General features: G+C 66.4%; 19 protein-coding genes. 9 read left to right on the forward strand and 10 right to left on the reverse strand.

What is annotated here, in order from left to right:
* Positions 1 to 5: 5 nt before the first annotated feature.
* Genes DKG74_RS13675 through DKG74_RS13695 form a run of 5 tightly spaced genes read left to right on the forward strand, consistent with a single transcriptional unit; the run spans position 6 to position 4083 of the window.
* Positions 6 to 611: a cytochrome c oxidase assembly protein gene (locus tag DKG74_RS13675; RefSeq protein ID WP_109906714.1), complete on the forward strand. Its 606-nt coding sequence runs from the start codon at positions 6 to 8 to the stop codon at positions 609 to 611.
* A 29-nt stretch (positions 612 to 640) separates the two neighbouring features.
* Positions 641 to 1495: a cytochrome c oxidase subunit 3 gene (locus tag DKG74_RS13680; protein ID WP_109906716.1), complete on the forward strand. Its 855-nt coding sequence runs from the start codon at positions 641 to 643 to the stop codon at positions 1493 to 1495.
* Between the two features lie 60 nt (positions 1496 to 1555).
* Positions 1556 to 1831: a DUF983 domain-containing protein gene (locus DKG74_RS13685; protein WP_243404134.1), complete on the forward strand. Its 276-nt coding sequence runs from the start codon at positions 1556 to 1558 to the stop codon at positions 1829 to 1831.
* Positions 1832 to 1844: 13 nt separating this feature from the next.
* Positions 1845 to 2588 (forward strand): SURF1 family protein, encoded by a 744-nt coding sequence (locus DKG74_RS13690; RefSeq protein WP_109906719.1) that lies wholly within the window; start codon positions 1845 to 1847, stop codon positions 2586 to 2588.
* Between the two features lie 4 nt (positions 2589 to 2592).
* Positions 2593 to 4083, forward strand: coding sequence for a carboxypeptidase M32 (locus DKG74_RS13695; protein ID WP_109906720.1), 1491 nt, complete (start codon positions 2593 to 2595; stop codon positions 4081 to 4083).
* A gap of 3 nt (positions 4084 to 4086) precedes the next feature.
* Here DKG74_RS13695 and DKG74_RS13700 read toward each other — a convergent pair whose 3' ends face one another.
* From DKG74_RS13700 to DKG74_RS13710, 3 genes are all read right to left on the reverse strand, one after another.
* Complete coding sequence (locus tag DKG74_RS13700; RefSeq protein WP_109906721.1) at positions 4087 to 6276, reverse strand: diguanylate cyclase domain-containing protein; 2190 nt, start codon at positions 6274 to 6276, stop codon at positions 4087 to 4089.
* On the reverse strand, positions 6260 to 7132 hold the full coding sequence (locus DKG74_RS13705; protein ID WP_109906722.1) for a transporter substrate-binding domain-containing protein: 873 nt from the start codon (positions 7130 to 7132) through the stop codon (positions 6260 to 6262). The genes DKG74_RS13700 and DKG74_RS13705 overlap by 17 nt, the downstream gene beginning before the upstream one ends.
* 124 nt (positions 7133 to 7256) lie before the next feature.
* Positions 7257 to 7955, reverse strand: a complete 699-nt coding sequence (locus DKG74_RS13710; protein ID WP_165837678.1) for a Crp/Fnr family transcriptional regulator — start codon at positions 7953 to 7955, stop codon at positions 7257 to 7259.
* A gap of 262 nt (positions 7956 to 8217) precedes the next feature.
* Between DKG74_RS13710 and DKG74_RS13715 the strand changes: the two genes are divergently transcribed.
* Positions 8218 to 8796, forward strand: a complete 579-nt coding sequence (locus tag DKG74_RS13715) for a YqgE/AlgH family protein (RefSeq protein ID WP_109906724.1) — start codon at positions 8218 to 8220, stop codon at positions 8794 to 8796.
* A 15-nt stretch (positions 8797 to 8811) separates the two neighbouring features.
* Here DKG74_RS13715 and DKG74_RS13720 read toward each other — a convergent pair whose 3' ends face one another.
* The 4 genes from DKG74_RS13720 to thrC are packed head-to-tail and all read right to left on the reverse strand — an operon-like array spanning position 8812 to position 13092.
* The gene (locus DKG74_RS13720; protein WP_133251592.1) at positions 8812 to 9804 is read right to left on the reverse strand and encodes a hypothetical protein; all 993 of its coding nucleotides are present in this window, start codon (positions 9802 to 9804) and stop codon (positions 8812 to 8814) included.
* Positions 9805 to 9833: 29 nt separating this feature from the next.
* On the reverse strand, positions 9834 to 10424 hold the full coding sequence (locus DKG74_RS13725; protein ID WP_109906726.1) for a GNAT family N-acetyltransferase: 591 nt from the start codon (positions 10422 to 10424) through the stop codon (positions 9834 to 9836).
* Positions 10425 to 10432: 8 nt separating this feature from the next.
* Positions 10433 to 11689, reverse strand: a complete 1257-nt coding sequence (locus DKG74_RS13730; protein WP_109906727.1) for a M16 family metallopeptidase — start codon at positions 11687 to 11689, stop codon at positions 10433 to 10435.
* A 14-nt stretch (positions 11690 to 11703) separates the two neighbouring features.
* The gene (thrC, locus tag DKG74_RS13735) at positions 11704 to 13092 is read right to left on the reverse strand and encodes a threonine synthase (RefSeq protein WP_109906728.1); all 1389 of its coding nucleotides are present in this window, start codon (positions 13090 to 13092) and stop codon (positions 11704 to 11706) included.
* A gap of 119 nt (positions 13093 to 13211) precedes the next feature.
* On the opposite strand from thrC, the gene DKG74_RS13740 reads away from it, so the two are divergent.
* Genes DKG74_RS13740 through DKG74_RS13750 form a run of 3 tightly spaced genes read left to right on the forward strand, consistent with a single transcriptional unit; the run spans position 13212 to position 15517 of the window.
* The gene (locus tag DKG74_RS13740; protein WP_109906729.1) at positions 13212 to 13769 is read left to right on the forward strand and encodes a helix-turn-helix domain-containing protein; all 558 of its coding nucleotides are present in this window, start codon (positions 13212 to 13214) and stop codon (positions 13767 to 13769) included.
* 55 nt (positions 13770 to 13824) lie between these two features.
* Positions 13825 to 14538 (forward strand): DUF1003 domain-containing protein, encoded by a 714-nt coding sequence (locus tag DKG74_RS13745; protein WP_109906730.1) that lies wholly within the window; start codon positions 13825 to 13827, stop codon positions 14536 to 14538.
* Positions 14519 to 15517 carry a putative bifunctional lysylphosphatidylglycerol flippase/synthetase gene (locus DKG74_RS13750; protein ID WP_109906731.1) on the forward strand — a complete coding sequence of 333 codons (999 nt, stop codon included), beginning with the start codon at positions 14519 to 14521 and terminating at the stop codon, positions 15515 to 15517. The genes DKG74_RS13745 and DKG74_RS13750 overlap by 20 nt, the downstream gene beginning before the upstream one ends.
* 54 nt (positions 15518 to 15571) lie before the next feature.
* Here the strand turns inward: DKG74_RS13750 and DKG74_RS13755 are convergent, their stop codons facing one another.
* The 3 genes from DKG74_RS13755 to DKG74_RS13765 are packed head-to-tail and all read right to left on the reverse strand — an operon-like array spanning position 15572 to position 18673.
* On the reverse strand, positions 15572 to 16333 hold the full coding sequence (locus DKG74_RS13755; RefSeq protein ID WP_109906732.1) for an amino acid ABC transporter ATP-binding protein: 762 nt from the start codon (positions 16331 to 16333) through the stop codon (positions 15572 to 15574).
* A gap of 16 nt (positions 16334 to 16349) precedes the next feature.
* A complete protein-coding gene (locus DKG74_RS13760) occupies positions 16350 to 17468 on the reverse strand; it encodes an amino acid ABC transporter permease (protein WP_109906733.1) in 1119 nt (372 codons plus the stop codon).
* A gap of 14 nt (positions 17469 to 17482) precedes the next feature.
* Positions 17483 to 18673: an amino acid ABC transporter permease gene (locus DKG74_RS13765; RefSeq protein ID WP_109906734.1), complete on the reverse strand. Its 1191-nt coding sequence runs from the start codon at positions 18671 to 18673 to the stop codon at positions 17483 to 17485.
* Between the last annotated feature and the right edge of the window lie 60 nt (positions 18674 to 18733).

Raw genomic sequence — 18733 nt, forward strand, 5'->3', positions numbered from 1 at the left:
GGCGGATGAGGGACACGCCCAACCCCGACTATCGTCCGCCCCGGCATGGCCGGACCGCGCTCGTGCTGGCGGCGACCGTCGCCGGCATGATCGGGCTGACCTATGCCTCGGTGCCGCTTTACTATCTGTTCTGCGCCGTCACCGGCTATGGCGGAACGACCCAGCGCGCCGCCGAAGGCGACGCGCCCACCGTCGTTTCCGACCGCGTGTTCACCGTGCAGTTCGATGCCAACACGTCGGGCGACCTGCCCTGGACTTTCAAGCCGGAGCAGGCTTCGGTCACGGTCCGGGCGGGCGAGCAGAAGGTCGTCTTCTACAAGGCGATCAACCATGCCGATCGCCCGGTGACCGGCCGCGCCCTGTTCAATGTGACGCCGGACAAGACCGGCCCCTATTTCACCAAGATCGCCTGCTTCTGCTTCGAGCAGCAGACGCTGCAGGCGGGGCAGGAAGTCGACATGCCCGTGCTCTTCTACATCGACCCCGAGGTCGTGGAAGATCGCAATGTCGATGAAGTGAAGACCATCACGCTTTCCTACACGTTCTTCCGGGATCAGGACGACGAGGCCAAGGCCGCCGCCGCTCCTGCCCCGGCAACCCCCACCAATTGACCGAGGATCCGTTCGAGGGACCAACCGCCATGGCGCACGCTGATACCCCCCAACACGACTACCACCTGCTCAGCCCGAGCCCGTGGCCCATCCTCGGCTCGTTCTCGGCGCTGGTGATGGCACTCGGCGCGGTGCACTGGATGCACCCCGAGACCTTCCTGTCCTTCATGCCGACCAAGTCGACCCTGTTCCTGGTCGGCCTCGCGGGCGTGCTCTACACCATGCTGGCCTGGTGGCGCGACGTGGTCGACGAGTCGGTGCACAAGAAGGAACACACCCCGGTGATCAAGCTGGGCCTGCGTTATGGCATGGTCCTGTTCATCGCTTCGGAAGTGATGTTCTTCGTCGCCTGGTTCTGGGCCTATTTCTATGGCGCCCTCTACCCGACCGAGGCCATGGGCCACGTCTGGCCGCCCAAGGGTATCGAGAGCTTCGATCCCTGGCACCTGCCGTTCATGAACACCGTGATCCTGCTGCTCTCGGGCACCACCGTGACCTGGGCGCACCACGCGCTGCTGGAAGGCAACCGCAAGGGCGTCGTCCAGGGTCTGACCCTGACCGTCATCCTCGGCTTCTTCTTCTCCTGCGTGCAGGCCTATGAATACGCCCATGCCGCCTTCAGCTTCGGCGGCAACGAGGCGGGCGCGAATTTCTATGCCGGCAGCTTCTTCATGGCGACCGGCTTCCACGGTTTCCACGTCATCATCGGCACGATCTTCCTGCTGATCTGCCTGGTGCGCGCCTATCGCGGCCACTTCACCCCGACCAGCCACTTCGGCTTCGAGGCGGCGGCCTGGTACTGGCACTTCGTCGACGTGGTGTGGATTTTCCTGTTCGCCAGCATCTACGTCTGGGGCGCAGGCTCCGTCGTCGCGCACGGCTGATTCCGTCGGGAGGAGCAGACATTGGCCAAGGCCCGTTGCCCGCGTTGTGGCCAGGGCCCGTTGTTCACGGGCCTCCTCAATCTGCGTGAGAAATGCTCCTCCTGCGGACTGGATTATTCCGCCATCGACACCGGAGACGGCCCCGCCGTCTTCGTCGTGCTGATCCTGGGCGCCATCGTCACCGGCGGCGCCCTCTGGCTCGAAGTCAATTACGAGCCGCCGATCTGGTTGCATCTGGTCATCTGGCTGCCCCTGATCCTGGTCGGTTCCATCTATATGTTGCGCCGGATCAAGACCGCGCTCATACACCAGCAGTATCGTAAGCTCGGCTGGTAAGAAGGGGCCCCCCATGGCCACCCAGACTGCGGCTCCCACGGGGCCGCGCCGTTTCCGTCCCACCCTGGGGCCGTCCATCGTCACCGCGATCACCGTCGCGCTTCTGCTCGCCCTCGGGGCATGGCAATTGGAGCGCATGGCCTGGAAGCAGGGCCTGATCGACGCCCTCGAGGCCCATCGCCAGCTGCCGCCGGTCGTGCTGCCGGCCAAGGTCGACGACCCCGAGGCCTGGCGCTACCGCTCCGTCAGTGTGACCGGCACGTTCCGCCATACGGACGAATTGCACATCGTCGCCTATTCCGCCGATGCCCGGCAGGGCTATCAGATCGTCACCCCCCTCGTCCGGGCCGACGGCTCCACGGTTCTCGTCAACCGCGGCTGGGTGCCGACCGATTTTCTCGACCGCGACAGTCGGCCCGACAGTTTCATCGCGGGTGAGGTGACGGTGACCGGCATGGCCCGGCCCGGCTGGCCGCAGGGCTGGTTCGTGCCCGATAACTCGCCCGAGAAGAACACCTGGTTCTGGGGCGACCTGCCGGCCATGGCCAAGGCGGCCCATGCCCCGGACGCGCTGCCGCTCTTCGTCGAGGCGGATGCGACGCCGAACCCCGGCGGCCTGCCCATCGGCGGCCAGAGCGTGGTCAACCTGCGCAACGACCACCTGCAATATGCCATCACCTGGTTCGCCCTCGCGGTTGGCGTCTTCGCGGTCTATTTCCTCTATCACTTCAAGCCGGTGCCGCCGGAGAAAGCCTGATCCCATGTCGACGAGCGCCTATGCCCGCCTGGAGGACCGTTTCCGCCGTCTTTCGGCCGTGCAGGGCGCCCTCGCCGTGCTTCATTGGGACAGCGCCGCCGTGATGCCGGCGGGCGGGGCCGAAACCCGGGGCGAGCAGATCGCCACCCTGACGGTCATCGCCCACGACATGCTGACCGCGCCCGAAATGGCCGACCTGATGGACATGGCGGCCGCCGACGAGCTGGAGCCGTGGCAGGCCGCCAATCTGGCCGAGGCCCGGCGCCAGTGGCGCCACGCGACCGCCATCGGCCCCGATCTGGTCGAAGCCATCGCCCGCCAGTCCCACGAGACCGAGCTGGCCTGGCGCACCGCCCGCGCCGCCAATGATTTCGCCAGCCTCGCCCCGCGCCTGCAGGCCCTGCTCGACCTCGTGCGGCAGGTGGCGACGACCAAGGCGGACATTTTCGGCCTGTCGCCCTATGACGCCCTGCTCGACGAATACGAGCCGGGCGGCCGTTCCGCCACCATCGACGTGCTGTTTGCCGAACTGGGCGACTTCCTGCCGGAGCTGCGCGGCCGGGTGATCGAGCGGCAGGCCGCCCTGCCCCCTGCCCTGGCCCTCGACGGCCCCTTCGCGGTCGAGGACCAGCGGCGGCTGGCCGACCGCATCCTCGACGTGCTGCAGTTCGACCGAAATCATGGCCGGCTCGACGTCAGCCATCACCCCTTCACCGGCGGTGTGCCGGACGACGTGCGCATCACCACGCGCTACGCGACCTCGGATTTCACCCGCTCGCTGATGGGCGTGGTGCATGAAACCGGCCATGCCCAATACGAACGCGGCCTGCCTGTCGCCTGGCGCGGCCAGCCGGTCGGCAATGCCCGCGGCATGACCCTGCACGAAAGCCAGTCCCTGCTGTTCGAGATGCAGGCCTGCCGCACGCCCGAGTTCATCCGCTTCCTCGCCCCGCTGATCCGCGAGACCTTCGGCCGCGACGGCGAGGCCTTCGGCGAGGCCAACCTCCGCCGGGTCTATCACCGGGTCAGCCCGGGCCTCATTCGGGTCGATGCCGACGAGGTCTGCTATCCGTCCCATGTCATCCTGCGCTACCGGCTGGAACGGGCAATGATCGCCGACGAGCTGCGCGTCGCCGATCTGCCCGGCGCCTGGGCCGAGGGGATGCAGTCGCTGCTGGGCATCACCCCGCCCGATGATGCCGACGGCTGTATGCAGGACATCCATTGGCCGGGCGGCAGCTTCGGCTATTTCCCGACCTATACGCTGGGCGCCATGGCCGCGGCGCAGCTCTTCGCGGCGGCGACGGCGGCGGACGACGCCATCCTGCCCGGCATCGCGGAAGGCGATTTCAAGCCTTTGCTTGCCTGGCTGCGGCCCAATGTCCATGAAAAGGGCTCCAGCCGGACGACCGACGACATCCTGACCGAAGCGACCGGCCTGCCGCTCGGCACCGCCGCCTTCCGCCGGCATCTGGAGCGGCGTTACCTCGACTGAGACTCAGGCCGCGGGGGGCAGCCTCGGGCGCCCTTCGTCCGAAGCACGGCGGTAACCGTTACGGCCCGCGCGCTTCGCCAGATACATGGCCATATCGGCGGCTTTCAGCAGCGTTTCCGGATCGGTGCCGTCGCGCGAGAAGATCGCCATGCCGATGCTGACCGTGACATCAAGGGATTTGCCCGCGACCTTGATCGGCGCGGCGAACCCCTCGACGATGCGGCGGGCGACATGCTCGGCTTGGCCTGCCGCCTCCGCCTCGCTGTCGAGCGCGGCGAGCATGACGAATTCATCGCCCCCGAGACGGCAGACCGTATCGCTGTCGCGCAGCCCGTCACTCAAACGCAGTGCGACTTCGCTCAACACCATGTCGCCGGCATCGTGGCCCAGCGTGTCGTTGATTCCCTTGAAGTGATCGACGTCGAGGAAGATCACGGCAAAGGATGAGCCGCTCTGCCGGGCCGACCGGCAGGCCTGCTGAATACGGTCCTGAAACAGAATACGGTTGGGCAGGCCGGTGACACTGTCGTAATGCGCAAGTTGCGCCATGCGCTGCGCCATGCGCCGCGCTTCGGTCACGTCGTGCAGAACGACGACGGACCCCAGACGATTGCCATCACGGGCGCTGATGGGCGACGCCTGCAGACTCACCGCCCGCTCCGGCCTGCCGGCCATGCTCAGCAGCGCGACCGAGCCCGGACGCACCCCGCCGGCTTCAAGCGGATCGACGACCGTGGTGTCGTCATCCGCGCTGACCAAGCGAACGGCTTCGCTCAGCGATTTTCCCTTGATCATCGAACCATCCCGTTCGAGCAGCCTTTCCGCCGCGGGATTGAGACTGGTCACGACGCCACCATCGTCGACCACGAGAACGGCGTCACCGATCGCGTGCATGGCCGCGTCCATCAGTTCCTGCTCCGCGGCGAGTTCGGCGGCGAGCAACCGTTTTTCGGTGACATCTTCCATCACCGCGAGGGTGCGCAGGCGGTTGCCCTGGGTGTCGGTTTCCCATACCGCCGACAGCAGGACGTCGATCAACCGACCGTCCTTCGTCACCATCTGATACGGCACATCCTCGACATAGCCGTCGCGCAGGAAGCGGGGCACGATTTCCTCGAGCGCGAAACGCCGAGAGTCCGGGGTGAGAAAATCCGTCGACCGGCGCCCGATAACGTCCGACTTCTCGTAGCCGAAGCGGCGCAGCCAGGCGGCGCTGACGCTGACGATGAAGCCATCGGCGTCGATCGAATGCATGATGGCGGGCGTATGTTCGTAGAGACTGCGGAAACGCTCGGTCTTGTCGGCCAGGAGGGCAAGGCTGGCCCGGATGAGCTCGAGACTGGAAGCCAGCGCCATGGGCGGAACCAGCGTGAATACCAGCGGTAGATAGAACATCACTTCGCCGATTTGGGAAACGGCCGGTGGCTGGGTGAAAATACCGAGCGCGATCAGGGCCCCGATGGTCATGCACACGATCAGCCCTCCCACCGCCGCCGCCTCGAAACCGCCGATATAGGCGACGATGACCAGCGCCACCGAGACGTAGACGTAGGGATAGGGCAATTGGGTCGGCGCCACGAGCGCGACGGCCAGCAGCGCCAGCAGGCTGGCGAGCACCATCGGCTGCCTCAATACCCCGGACACATGGCGCAGACCCCGGATCCCGACCGCGAGGGCGATGGGCAGGATGGCCGCGCTGCCGATGGCGCTGCCGACGAACCAGGCGAACCAGACGGTGCCGAAGGGTGCCAGCCCATAAGCCGCCAGAATGGTGGAGCCGATGGTCGCGCCGACCACCGCCGGCAGGGAACTGCCGAGCAGCAGAACCTTCATCAGGGCGCCCGGATGTTCGATCGCCTCCGCCGGTTTGCACCAACGCTGCAGCAACCAGCCGGACAGCACAACTTCCGCCATATTGGCGGCCGTGAACATGGCGCTGAGGGCCAGGGGATCGCCGAACAGGACATTCGCCGCGATGTTGGCGACCATGAAACCGCTCAAAGGCGCGCTCCAGCGTCTTCGCGGCCTGAAGACGATGGCGGAGACGGCCAGCGCATTGGCATACCACAAGGTCGCGATGCTGCCCGGCTGGCGCGAAAGATGAATGGCGCCGATGGCGAGCACGAAGCAGGCGATTCCGATCACCGCCGCAAACGCCACTTCGCGAAGGCGGGGATCAACGCGCGCGAACATGACGCATCCGCCTGATCGTCGCGAACAAGGCCACGAGTACGGCGAACGCCGCCGCTACTGCAGCGATCCAGCCCACCGTGGCCTTGCGCTGGTCGGCCGCCGGCTCCACGGTCGGCGGGATCCAGCGATCGAGAATGGCATGTCGACGATCGGTGGTCAGGGCACGCAGTCCTTTGTCGAGCGCGGCACCGATATCCTCCCGTCCCTTGGGATAGGCGAAGCTCAGGGCATAGTCGAAACCGACGGGCGAGCCATTGGTCAGTGCCGGCAAGCGCTTGCGGGCACGCACGAAGGCGACGCTGGCGGCATCGGCGACAACACCGTCGACCTGACCGTCCGCCAGCGCCTGCAGGCCCTGGCCGTCGTCCGGCAGCGCCACCCATTCGACCGCCGGATAATTGTCACGGACGAAAGCCTCGACGGCATAGCCCTTACCAACGGCGACGCGCCGGCCGGCCATTTCGTCCAACGTGTGGCGCTCCCCCCCCGCCCGCTCGATCAGGATGGCGGGCACGGCGACATAGGCCTGACTGAAATCGAGAAAGGCGCCACGTTCGGGATTGGGCCGCAGCGACGAAACGAGGTCGACCTCGCCAGCCTTCACGGCATCGAGAATCTCGGACAGGCTGCGCGCGGGCAGCGTATCGAGGACGATGCCGCCGGCTTCGGCGACACCGCGCAGGATATCGACCGACAGGCCCATGATCTGTCCGGACGCGTCCTGATAAACGAAGGGACCGTAATCCTTCTCGGGCGCAAAGCGTAAGGTCAGATCGGCCGCGGCCGGTGCCGCGCGCAGCAGGAATACCGCCAGCGCCAATCCGCACAGAGAGAAAAATCCTGGGACTCTGGACATGGCGCCGCCAGCCTGCCGTGTTGCCAATCACCCTTTCAGTTGAGACCAAAAGGATTAACAACAGGTCATCAAGCGCCGCGCGCCACCACGATCAAGACGAAAAGTAAGGGGATAGCCCTACGCCCTAGCGAGCGGGAGCATCCTCGCGCTTCGGATTCAGACGCTGCGCGAGTTCGGCCAGGCTCTCTCGCGAATTCAGATAGACGGTCTTGTGCACCTTGCGGATATAGCCGCCGTCGATCAGCTGGCTCATCACCCGCGCCACCGTCTCGCGCGTGGTCGAGGCAAGGGCGGCGATCTCCGCCTGGGTCGGCATCGGGTAGATCAGCCACGAATCGGGTTTCACCGGATCGGCCTTGGCGAGGCGCAGCAGCTCGATGCAAACCCGCTGATGCGCGCCGAGGGTGGCAAGGTCCATGATTCGCTCGTCCGCCGTGCGGATGATGCGCACCATCTTCTGCAGCACCCGGAAAGCGATCTCGGGCTGGCCCTTGAGCAATTCCGCGAAAGTGTCGCGCGACAGTTCGGCGATCCGGCATTCGGTCTGGGCGACGATGTTGGCGGAGCGCGGCAACCCGTCGATGGCCGACAATTCGCCGAAGAAATCCCCGGCCTTTACCCGGGCATAAGCGATCTCGCGGCCCTGGTTGGAGTAATTGACCACGTCCACCTCGCCCTCGATGACGAGATAGACGCCGCGGCAATCGCTCTGCCGGTCGAAGACCACTTCCCCTTCGTCGAAACGGTGCCAGCGCGCCGCGCGCGCCAGATCGTTGAGGGCAGCCTCGGGCAGGCCCTGCAACAGATTGATCCTGGAAAGCATACTTCCTGTCGACATGGCCCGAAGGGTAACCGAGAGGCGCGCTAGGTCAATCTTCGGCTGGGCTTTCGCAAAAGAAAATACTGTGACGGCGGACACAGCGCCGGCCTCGCTTTCACGGCACATTGCCCTTGCCTCGCACCCGAGGCAGCCAACCCTGCACAAACTGACCCCGCTTCCCCCTCAGGAGGCGGGGTTTCCTTTGTCCGGTCGTCGCGGCCCTGCCCTCTTGCCGCGGCGCCCCGGCGGCTCCACTCTATTGGTCATGAAACAAAAGACAGAGTCCGCGACCGAAAGCCTCGAGGGCAAGCTGCTGGTGGCCATGCCGACCATGGGCGACCCGCGCTTCGAGAGGACGGTCATCTATATGTGCGCCCACTCGCCGGAAGGGGCCATGGGCCTCGTCATCAACAAGCCGGCCGAGCACATCAGCTTTCCCGAGCTGCTGACCCAGCTCGGCATCGAGGCGGAGACCGAAATCGCGCCGATCCGCGTGCTGTCGGGTGGCCCGGTCGAAGCCGCGCGCGGCTTCGTGCTGCATTCCGACGACTATAATCGGGCGACCAGCATGGATGTCGGCGACCATGTCGCGCTGACCGCGACCGTCGACATCCTGAAGGCCATCGCCACGGGAACGGGTCCGCGGCGCTGTCTGTTTGCCCTCGGCTATGCCGGCTGGGGGCCGGGTCAGCTCGACGCCGAAATCCAGGCCAATGGCTGGCTGCATGTCGATGCCGACCCGGACATCCTGTTTTCCGCCGATCTCGATTCCAAATGGACAAGGGCCATCGCCAAGCTGGGCTTCGAGGTCGCCCAGCTTTCGGGCGCCGCCGGCCGGGCCTGACCGGCGGCCTTCCCTTCAGCGCTGCTGGCTGCCGTCCCCATACCGCTGGTCGAGCGCCTTCGCCGCTTCGGCCAGTTTGGCGATGACGCCGCGCGCCTCGGTCAATTGCGCGATCAGGGGCTCGACCTTTGCCTTGGTCGCGTCGTCGCCATAGGCGAATTTGCCGTCGGCGCCCTTGGTGGCCTTGCCGGCCTGCAGGGCCAGCGCGATATCGGCGATGGTGCCGGCGGCCTTCCGCGTGGTGACGGCAAGCGCGACGTAGAAGGTCCCCAGCTCCTTCTGGCGCTGGCCCATCGGCTGCTGCATCTCGGCGCGGAACTGGTTGGACAGATCCAGCTTCTCGGCCGCCGCGTTCAGGTCCGCCCGCTCCTTCTGAAGCTGGGCGACGACCTGATCGGGCACGCTGCTGAGCAATACGTCGATGTCGAGCAGACGGCTGTGCAGGGCCTGAAGGGCCGCCTTGTCCGCCGGGTCGAAATCGAGCCCCCAGGGAACATTGTCGCCCTGCACCTGATCGAAGATCGCCTTGATCGCGTTCCGCGTCTCGGCCCGGCGCTTGATTTCGTAGAGCGCGTAAGCGGCATAGGGATTGCTGCCGGCGAGGGCCTGCAGCCTTGCATGGGCATCGCTGACCGAGGCCGCCCCGGTGATGGCGGCGCTGGCGGCGCGGCGGTCGCTGGCCTCGCCATAGGGGCTGGCGTGGATCGCCCAAAGCGCGACGATGGCAAAGAAACCGCCGGATACCCAGCGGAAGGTCCGGCGGTAATCGGCGGGCCCGACCGGAATGAAGCTGAGGCCGACGCCGATCAGCCCACCGACCAGCGCAACGCCGATGACGACGAGGAAGCCGGCCCAGCCGAAGCCATAGATCGCCGACAGGAACAGATAGGCCGAGACCAGACCGATAACGGCAAGGATGCCATAGGCCGCCGGCATCACCCAGGCCGGCAGATGCGGTCCCTCCCCGCCTTGCGGCTGGAACATCGAGGGCTCGAAATCAGTGCTCAAGTCAGTCTCCGATCTCGTCGCGGCGGCGCTCAGGCCCTGGGCCGCGGGTCGCTGGCGAGCATGGCGAACAACAGATGGTCGCGCCACTGCCCGTTGATTCTCAGGTACTGCCGGGCCAGGCCTTCCTCGGAAAAGCCGGCCTTGCGCAGCACGGCCTTCGATGCCTCGTTCGAGGGCAGGCAGGCCGCTTCCATACGATGCAGACGCATCGTTTCGAAGACGTGAACGGCGATGCCGCGCACGGCCTCGGTCATCAGCCCACGCCCGGCGTGCCTCTGGCCCATCCAGTAGCCGAGGGCGCAGCTCTGCGTCACCCCCCGCCGCACGCCGGACAGGGTGACGCCGCCGAGCAGCGCGCCATCCGCCCGGCCGAACAGGAACAGGGTATAGCCAATATCCTCCCGCGCTTCGCGGGCATAGCGGCGCAGGCGGTGGCGAAAGGCATTGCGCGTCAGGTCGTCGCCGGGCCAGGTCGGCTCCCACGGGGTCAGGAAGTCCCGGCTTTCGCCGCGCAATGTCGCCCATTGCTCGTAGTCGCTGGCGATCGGCGGCCGCAACTCGACCCGCGCCGTGGTGACCACCGGCAGGGGATCGAGGCGCAGCGAGCGGATCAGCGACATCGCCGCCCCTAGCCGAAGCGGGCCGCGATGCTGGCGGCCGGCTCGATGCCGCCATGCGGGCCAAGCGCGGCCACCGCCGGCTTGCCCTTCACCGTGCGTTCGGCGAAACGGCGCACCGCCGCGGCATCGACCCGCGCCAGTTTCTCCAGCACCTCGTCGGTCGACATGATCCGGCTGTGGTTCAGCCATTGCCGGCCGATGGTCTCGATCACCGACGACGGGCTTTCCAGCCCCATCAGATAGCCGGCGCGCAATTGAGCCCGCGCCCGGGCGACCTCCGCCTCGTCGGCGTCGGTCACCAGCTTGGCCATCTCGTCGGCAATCACGGGGACGAGGTCGCCCGCGTCCTCCTCGCTGGTGCCGGCATAGATGCCGATGGTGCCGCTGTCGGTGTTGGAGCCCGCATAGGCAAAGACCGAATAGGCGAGGCCGCGCACCTCGCGGATTTCCTGGAACAGGCGGGACGACATGCCGCCGCCCAGCACCGTCGCATAGACCTGGGCGGTGAAATAATCCGGGTCGTCGTAGGACACCCCGGCGAAGGACATCGCGAGGTGCACCTGTTCGAGGTCGCGGTCGTCGCGCCAGTCGCCGGCGACGAAGCGCGCCGGCTCCGCCTTGGCATTGCCCCGCGGACCCAATTTGGCGAAATGCTTCTCCGCCAGCGCGCGGATCTGCTCGTGACTGACCGCGCCGGCCGCGACGACGGCCATGGCGGGCGCGCGGTAGTGATCGGCCATATAGCCGGCGATCTCGTCCCGCGTCAGGCGGGCGACATTCTCGGCGCTGCCGAGGATGGGACGGCCCAGAGCCTGACCGGGATAGGTCGCTTCCTGCAGCATGTCGAAGATCAGGTCGTCGGGCGTATCCTGCGCCTGACCGATTTCCTGGATGATCACCTGCCGCTCGCGCTCCAGCTCGTCGGGCGCGAAGGTCGAGGCGGTGAGGATATCCGCCAGGATATCGGCGCCCAGCTCGACATCGTCGCGCAGCACGCGGGCGTAATAGGCGGTCTGCTCGCGGCTGGTGAAGGCGTTGAGGATGCCGCCCACCGCCTCGATCTCCTCGGCGATCTGACGGGCGGTCCGCCGCTCCGTCCCCTTGAAGGCCATGTGTTCGAGCATGTGCGAGACGCCGTTCAGCGCCTCGGTCTCGTGGCGCGCCCCGACATCGACCCAGACGCCGAGCGCGGCGGAGCCGAGTTCCGGCATCGGCACCGTGAGGACGCCAAGGCCGTTGTCGAGTGTGCTGGTTTCAACCTTCATGAACGATCCTGACCTTACGCGATGATCGCCGAGATATGGGCTTCGAGGGCGTCGGCGTCATGGGGCAGAACAGCATACCTCTCCTGCCGCGTATAGAGATCGGCCATTCTGGGCGGCAGTCCGGGCGAAATTCCCGTCGCCGCCTCGACCGCGGCGGGGAATTTGGCCGGATGGGCGGTGGCGAGGGTGATCATGGGCACGGCGGCATCGCCCCGCGCCCGCGCCGCGCCGGCAAGGCCGACCGCGCTGTGCGGATCGACGACGAGGCCGGTCTGGCGCAGGGTCGCCGCCATGGTCTCGCGCGTCATATCCTCGTCGACGGCGACGGCGTCGAAGCTGCGCCGCGCTTCATCGAGGATATTGCCGCCGAGGGCGAGCCGCCCCGAATGCTGGAAGCCGGTCATGGCGGCGGCGGTCACCGCGCCGTCGCGGCCGAAGAGATCGAACAGCAGCCGCTCGAAATTGCTCGAGACCTGAATATCCATCGACGGGCTGATGGTCGGCTGGACCGTGCCGGTCGAATAGTCGCCGGCATTGAGTGCCCGGGCGAGAATGTCGTTGCGGTTGGTCGCGACCACCAGCCGGTCGACCGGCAGGCCCATGCGCTTGGCGACATAACCCGCATAGATATCGCCGAAATTGCCGGTCGGCACGCTGAAGGACACCGCCCGGTCGGGCGCGCCGAGGGACAGGGCCGAGGTGACGTAATAGACCGTCTGGGCGACGATGCGCGCCCAGTTGATCGAATTGACCGCCGACAGGCGGGCGCGGTCGCGGAACTCCAGTCGGTTGAACAGCGTCTTCACCAGCGCCTGGCAGTCGTCGAAAGTGCCTTCGATCGCGACATTGTGGATATTGTCGTCGAGCACCGTCGTCATCTGCCGGCGCTGCACTTCCGACACCCGGCCCTTCGGATGCAGCATCACGACCTTGACCGAAGGCAGGCCGCGCAAGGCCTCGATCGCGGCGGAGCCGGTATCGCCCGAGGTCGCGCCGAGCACGGTCACCTGTTCGCCCCGGCGCGTCAGCACCGTGTTGAACAGCCGGCCGAGCAGCTGCATGGCGACATCCTTGAACGCCAGCGTCGGGCCGTGGAACAGCTCGAGCAGGAAGTCGTTGGCGCCGACCTGCACCAGCGGGCAGACCGCGGCATGGTTGAAGCTGCCATAAGCGCCGTCGATCAGGTCGCCGAGGGTGGCGGGGGTCAGGCTGTCGCCGACGAAGGGCAGCAGCATTTCATAGGCGATCGCCTGATAGGACAGGCCGCGCCAGCCCGCCAGCCGGCCGGCGATATCGGGATAGGTTTCGGGGACATAGAGACCGCCGTCGCGGGCAAGACCCGCCAGCAGAACGCCTTCGAAGTCGAGCGCCGGCGCCGAGCCGCGCGTTGAGATATACCGCAAGCGAAAACCCTCGATTTGGAGGCGGAAAAATCTGGCGCGGAGACTAGCCCTCACGCGTCGCTTCATCAACCGGCGCCGCGATCTGCTATGACGGGGGCCGCACCGCCAAGGGATTCGCCATGCTGCTGAAACAGAAAATCCTCGACGCCATCGCCGGCGGCCGCGTCAGCCTGGTGTTCCGGCGCTGGCCGCGCCCGGTGCTGGCGGCGGGTGACCTGATGCCGTCCCCCCTCGGCCCCTTGCGGGTCGCGGATGCCGGCATGGTCGAAGCGGCGGGCCTGACACCGGACGACGCCCGCGCCGCCGGCTTCGCCGATGTCCCGGCCCTGCTCGCCTCCCTCGGCGAAGGCGACGAGCCGATTTACCGCGTGCACCTGCGCCTCGCCGACGAGGGTGAGGGGGTGGAGATCGGCCCGACCGCGATCAAGGCGCTGCGCCGCCGCCTCGACCGCCACGACCGCGCCGACGGCACGCCCTGGACCCGGCCCCTGCTCGATGCGCTCGCCGCCGCCCCGGGCTGCCCCGCATCCGACCTCGCGGCGACGGTGGGCAGGCCCCTGCCCGAGCTGCGCCGCGCCCTTGCCCGGCTCGTCGACATGGGGCTGGTCGATGCTGCCGGCAAGGGCTACGCGCTCAGTCCGCGCGGTATCGCCTTCGTCGCCGCCGAGAAGCCATGATCGGCGCGTAAGAGCAGCCTCGCCACCCCTCGGGCGATCGGGTAAATCTGCCATCATGAAGTCATCACAGAACACCACCATCGAATGCGGTGTCTGCGGTCGCAGCCTGCCGCATCGCCGGATGCTGTCCTGCTCCATGGTCCGGCCGCAGCTGGCCGCCGTCCTCGACAAGGAACATCCGCAGTGGCAGCGCACGGGCTGGATCTGCCTCGACGACCTCGCCGCCGCGCGGCGCCGGCATATCGAGGGCCTGCTGGTCAGCGAGCGGGGTGAATTGTCCGCCCTCGACCGCAGCGTGCTCGACAGCATGTCCCGGAACGAGACCCTGGCCCGCAATATCGAGGACAGTTTCGGCGACGCCCGCAGTTTCGGCGACCGGGTGGCCGACAAGGTGGCGCAATTCGGCGGCAGCTGGGGCTTCATCATCACTTTTTCGGGCCTGCTGGTGGTCTGGATGGCCTTCAATGTCCTCGCCGCGACGATATGGCAGTTCGACCCCTACCCCTTCATCCTGCTCAATCTGCTGCTCTCGTCGCTCGCCGCCTTTCAGGCCCCGATCATCATGATGAGCCAGCGCCGGCAGGAGGAGAAAGACCGTGCCCGCTCGGAAAACGACTATCGGGTGAACCTGAAGGCCGAACTGGAAATCCGCCACCTGCACGAAAAAATCGACCATCTGCTGATGCGCCAGTGGGAGCGCCTGACCGAGATCCAGCAGATCCAGCTCGAGTTGATGGAAGACATCGCCAATGAACGTCGGCGAAAATAGGCCGCTGAACGCCAGACCGCCCCGCCGTCGCGGCTGGACCCGATTCATCGGTCCCGTCGCCGCTGTCGCCGTTCTGGGCTTCGCGCTCTGGGTTCTGCGGAAGATGGCGGCGGAGATCAGCCTCCGCGACATCCATGCCGCCATCGAGGCGACACCGACCCACGACATCCTGCTGTCCATCGCCCTGACCGCGATCAGTTTCGCCGCGCTCGCCGCCTACGACATCCTCGCGGTGCGCAGTGCCATCGCGGAGCCGGTATCGCTGCGCACCGCCGCTTTCGCGGGGGCCGCGGGCTATGCCGTTTCCAACGCCCTCGGCTTTCCGATCATGACCGGCGGCTCGGTCCGCTACCGGCTCTATGCCGCCTCGGGTCTCAAGATGGCGGATATCAGCCGCGTGGTCACCGTCGCCTGGGGCACCTTCTGGCTGGGGGCCGGCCTCGTCATCGGCCTTTTCCTCGCCATCGACCCGGCGACCATCGCCGCCAATCTCGCCATCGCGCCCCTCGTCGCCCGGCTGTCGGGCGTGCTCACGCTGGCTGCCATCGCCGTCTTCGTGCTGTGGGTCTCGACCGGCGAGCGCACGATCAACCTGTTCGGCTGGAGCCTGTCGATGCCCGACCGGCGGACGGTCGCGGCCCAGATCACCGTCGGCGCCCTCGACCTCGCCGCCGCTGGCGCCGCCTTCTATGTCCTGCTGCCCGACGCGGTGAAACCCGATATCGGCACTTTCGCCATCGTCTATACCGCGGCCCTGACCCTCGGCATCCTGTCCCATGCGCCGGGCGGCATCGGCGTTTTCGAGGCGACGATGATCTCGGGCCTCGGCTTTTCGGGCGCGCCCGAGGTTGTCGGCTCGCTGGTCCTCTACCGGGTCATCTATTATGTCCTGCCGCTGGCAGTCGCCGCCCTCGCGCTCGCGGTCGCCGAGGTCGGTCACCGGCGCCGTCCGCGCCGCGGACCGGGGGAGACGCCCTGACGATCCGGGGCGGGGGACGGACGGCCCCCGCGCGGCAGGGACCGTCCGGCGCGATCAGTGCAGGATCTGCGACAGGAAGAGTTTCGTCCGGTCGCTCTTCGGGTTCGAGAAGAATTCGTTCGGCTCGTTCTGTTCGACGATCTCGCCCCGGTCCATGAAGATCACCCGATTGGCGACCTGACGGGCGAATCCCATCTCGTGGGTGACGCAGAGCATGGTCATGCCCTCCTCCGCCAGCGAGACCATGGTGTCGAGCACTTCCTTGACCATTTCCGGATCGAGCGCCGAAGTCGGCTCGTCGAACAGCATGATCTTCGGGCTCATGCACAGCGAGCGGGCGATGGCGACGCGCTGCTGCTGCCCGCCCGACAGTTGGCCCGGAAACTTGTTGGCCTGTTCGGGAATGCGCACGCGCTTCAGATATTTCATCGCGATCTCTTCCGCGTCCTTCTTCGGCATACCGCGGACGTAGATCGGCGCGAGGGTGCAGTTCTGCAGCACGGTCAGATGCGGGAACAGGTTGAAGTGCTGGAACACCATGCCGACCTCGCGGCGGATCTCGTCGATCCGCTTCAGGTCCGAGGTCAGCTCGATGCCGTCGACGACGATCTTGCCCTTCTGGTGTTCCTCCAGCCGGTTGATGCAGCGGATCATGGTCGACTTGCCCGAGCCGGAAGGCCCGCAGATCACGATGCGCTCGCCCTTGTGAACCGAGAGGTTCACGTTCCGCAGGACATGGAATTCGCCGTACCACTTGTTCACGTCGGACAGTTCGACGGCGAGTCTTTCCGAAGTGGCGGGTTTTGCGGTGGTCATTTCGGGATGCACTCCGTCACTTGCGATGGCTGGTGTCGAGGCGCTTCTCGATGCGAAGCGAGACGCGCGACATGGCGAAACAGAAGACCCAGAACATGAGGGCGGCGAAGACATAGCCCTCCTTCTCGAAGCCGATCCAGTTAGCGTCCTTCGTGGAGACGCGGATGATCTCGAGCACGTCGAACAGGCCGACGATGTAGACGAGGGTCGTGTCCTTGAAGAGCGAGATGAAGCTGTTCACGATCGACGGAATGACCAGCTTCAGCGCCTGCGGCAGGATGATCAGGATCATCATCTTCCAGTAGCCGAGGCCGAGCGCCGCCGCGCCTTCGTACTGGCCCTTGGGCACCGCCTGCAGGCCGCCGCGCACCACTTCCGCCATATAGGCGGCGGTGAACAGCGTGACGCCGACGAGGGCGCGCAGCAGCTTGTTGAAGGTCATGCCTTCGGGCAGGAACAGCGGCAGCATCACCGAGGCCATGAACAGCACCGAGATCAGCGGCACGCCGCGCACCACCTCGATGAAGACGACGCAGGCGGAACGCACGATCGGCATCTGCGAGCGCCGGCCAAGGGCCAGCATGATGCCGATCGGGAAAGACGCGACGATACCGGTGACCGAAACCACCAGCGTTACCGTCAGGCCGCCCCACTTCGCCGTCTCGACCTCGGTCAGGCCGAAGTAACCGCCGGCGAGCAGGAAGAAGGCGATGATCGGAAAGCCGGTCAGCATGAAGAGGACGAGCCAGCGCTTGCCGGCAAAACGGAAGGCCGTGCCGATCAGCCCGCCAAGGCCGATCAGGAAGGTAACGATGGGCCGCCATTGTTCGCCTTCCGGATAGAAGCCGAACAGGATCTGGTTGAAGCGCATCTTGATGAAGGTCCAGCACGCGCCATGGGGCGAAGCCTCGCACATCGTGCGGTCGGTGCCGGAGAAGGTGGCATTGATGAAAGCCCAGCTCACCAGCGGCGGCAGGGTGAGATAGAGCAGATAAAGCGAGAAGACCGTCAGCAGCGAGTTGAACCAGCCGTTGAACAGATTGGCGCGCAGCCAGCCGACGACGCCCACCATATTGGCCGGCGGCGGCTGGGGCGGGGTCGGGGTGAAGACGTGAGCTTGCGATTGGTCGGTCATGATCTCCCCTCCCCTCAGCGTTCGATCAACGCCTTGCGGGCGTTGTACCAGTTCATGAAGAGGGAAATGATCAGGCTGAAAGTGAGGTAAACCGCCATGGTCAGGGCGATCACCTCGATCGCCTGGCCGGTCTGGTTCAGCACCGTGCCGGCGACGACGGCGACCAGTTCGGGGTAACCGACGGCAGCGCCGAGCGACGAATTCTTCAGCAGGTTCAGGTATTGGCTGGTCATCGGCGGGATCATCACCCGCAGCGCCTGCGGGATGACGACGAGACGCAACGTGAGGCCCTGTCGCAGACCGAGGGCATGGGCCGCCTCGGTCTGGCCCTTGGACACCGCCATGATGCCCGAGCGCACCACTTCCGCGATGAAGGACGCGGTATAGAGCGAGAGCGCGAAGAGGACGGCCATGAATTCCGGGATCAGCACCACGCCGCCCTGGAAATTGAAGCCCTTCAGTTCGGGGAATTCAAAGGTGAAGGGCACGCCCGTCGCCAGCGCCGCCAGCACCGGCAGGCCGATGATGAGCCCGAGTCCGGCCCAGAAGGAATGAAACGGCTTGCCCGTCGCCATCAGGCGCTTGCGCGCCCAGGCCGACACGGCGATGGCGCCGACGATGCCGAGCAGAAGCGCGACCGGAATGGTCCAGAAACCGGGCTCGGTCACGGGCACCGGCATATAGAGGCCGCGCTGGTTGAGATACATGCCCTCGAAGGGCGAGAGCGACTGCTTCGGACCCGGCAGGGCGCGCAGCACGGCGAAATACCAGAAGAAGATCTGCAGGAGCAGCGGGATGTTGCGCAGCGTCTCGACATAGACGGTGGCGAGGCGGGCGACGATCCAGTTGCTGGACAGGCGCGCGATGCCGACGATGAAACCGATGATCGTCGCGAGCACGATGCCGATCGCCGAGATCAGCATGGTGTTCAGCAGGGCGACGACGAAAGCCTCGCCGTAAGTCGCCGACTGGCCATAAGGCACCAGGGTCTGGATGATGTCGAAACCCGCCGGCTGGCCGAGGAAGCCGAAGCCCGAGGCGATGTTGCGACTGGCCAGGTTCTGCGTCGTGTTATGGAACAGATACCAGCCGACGAAGAGCACCGCCACCAGGAGCACGATCTGGAACGCGATCGAGCGGAAGGCGGGATCGTAGAGCAGTGACGTCCGCGGGGCCCCGCCCGCGCCTGCGCCGTCTTTCGCCATGTCTTTCCCCTGCTTGCCCGAAACCGGGCCCCCTAACGAGAAGCGGCGCATCGCAAACCG

The organism is Zavarzinia aquatilis (assembly GCF_003173035.1).
GTDB classification, from domain to species: domain Bacteria; phylum Pseudomonadota; class Alphaproteobacteria; order Zavarziniales; family Zavarziniaceae; genus Zavarzinia; species Zavarzinia aquatilis.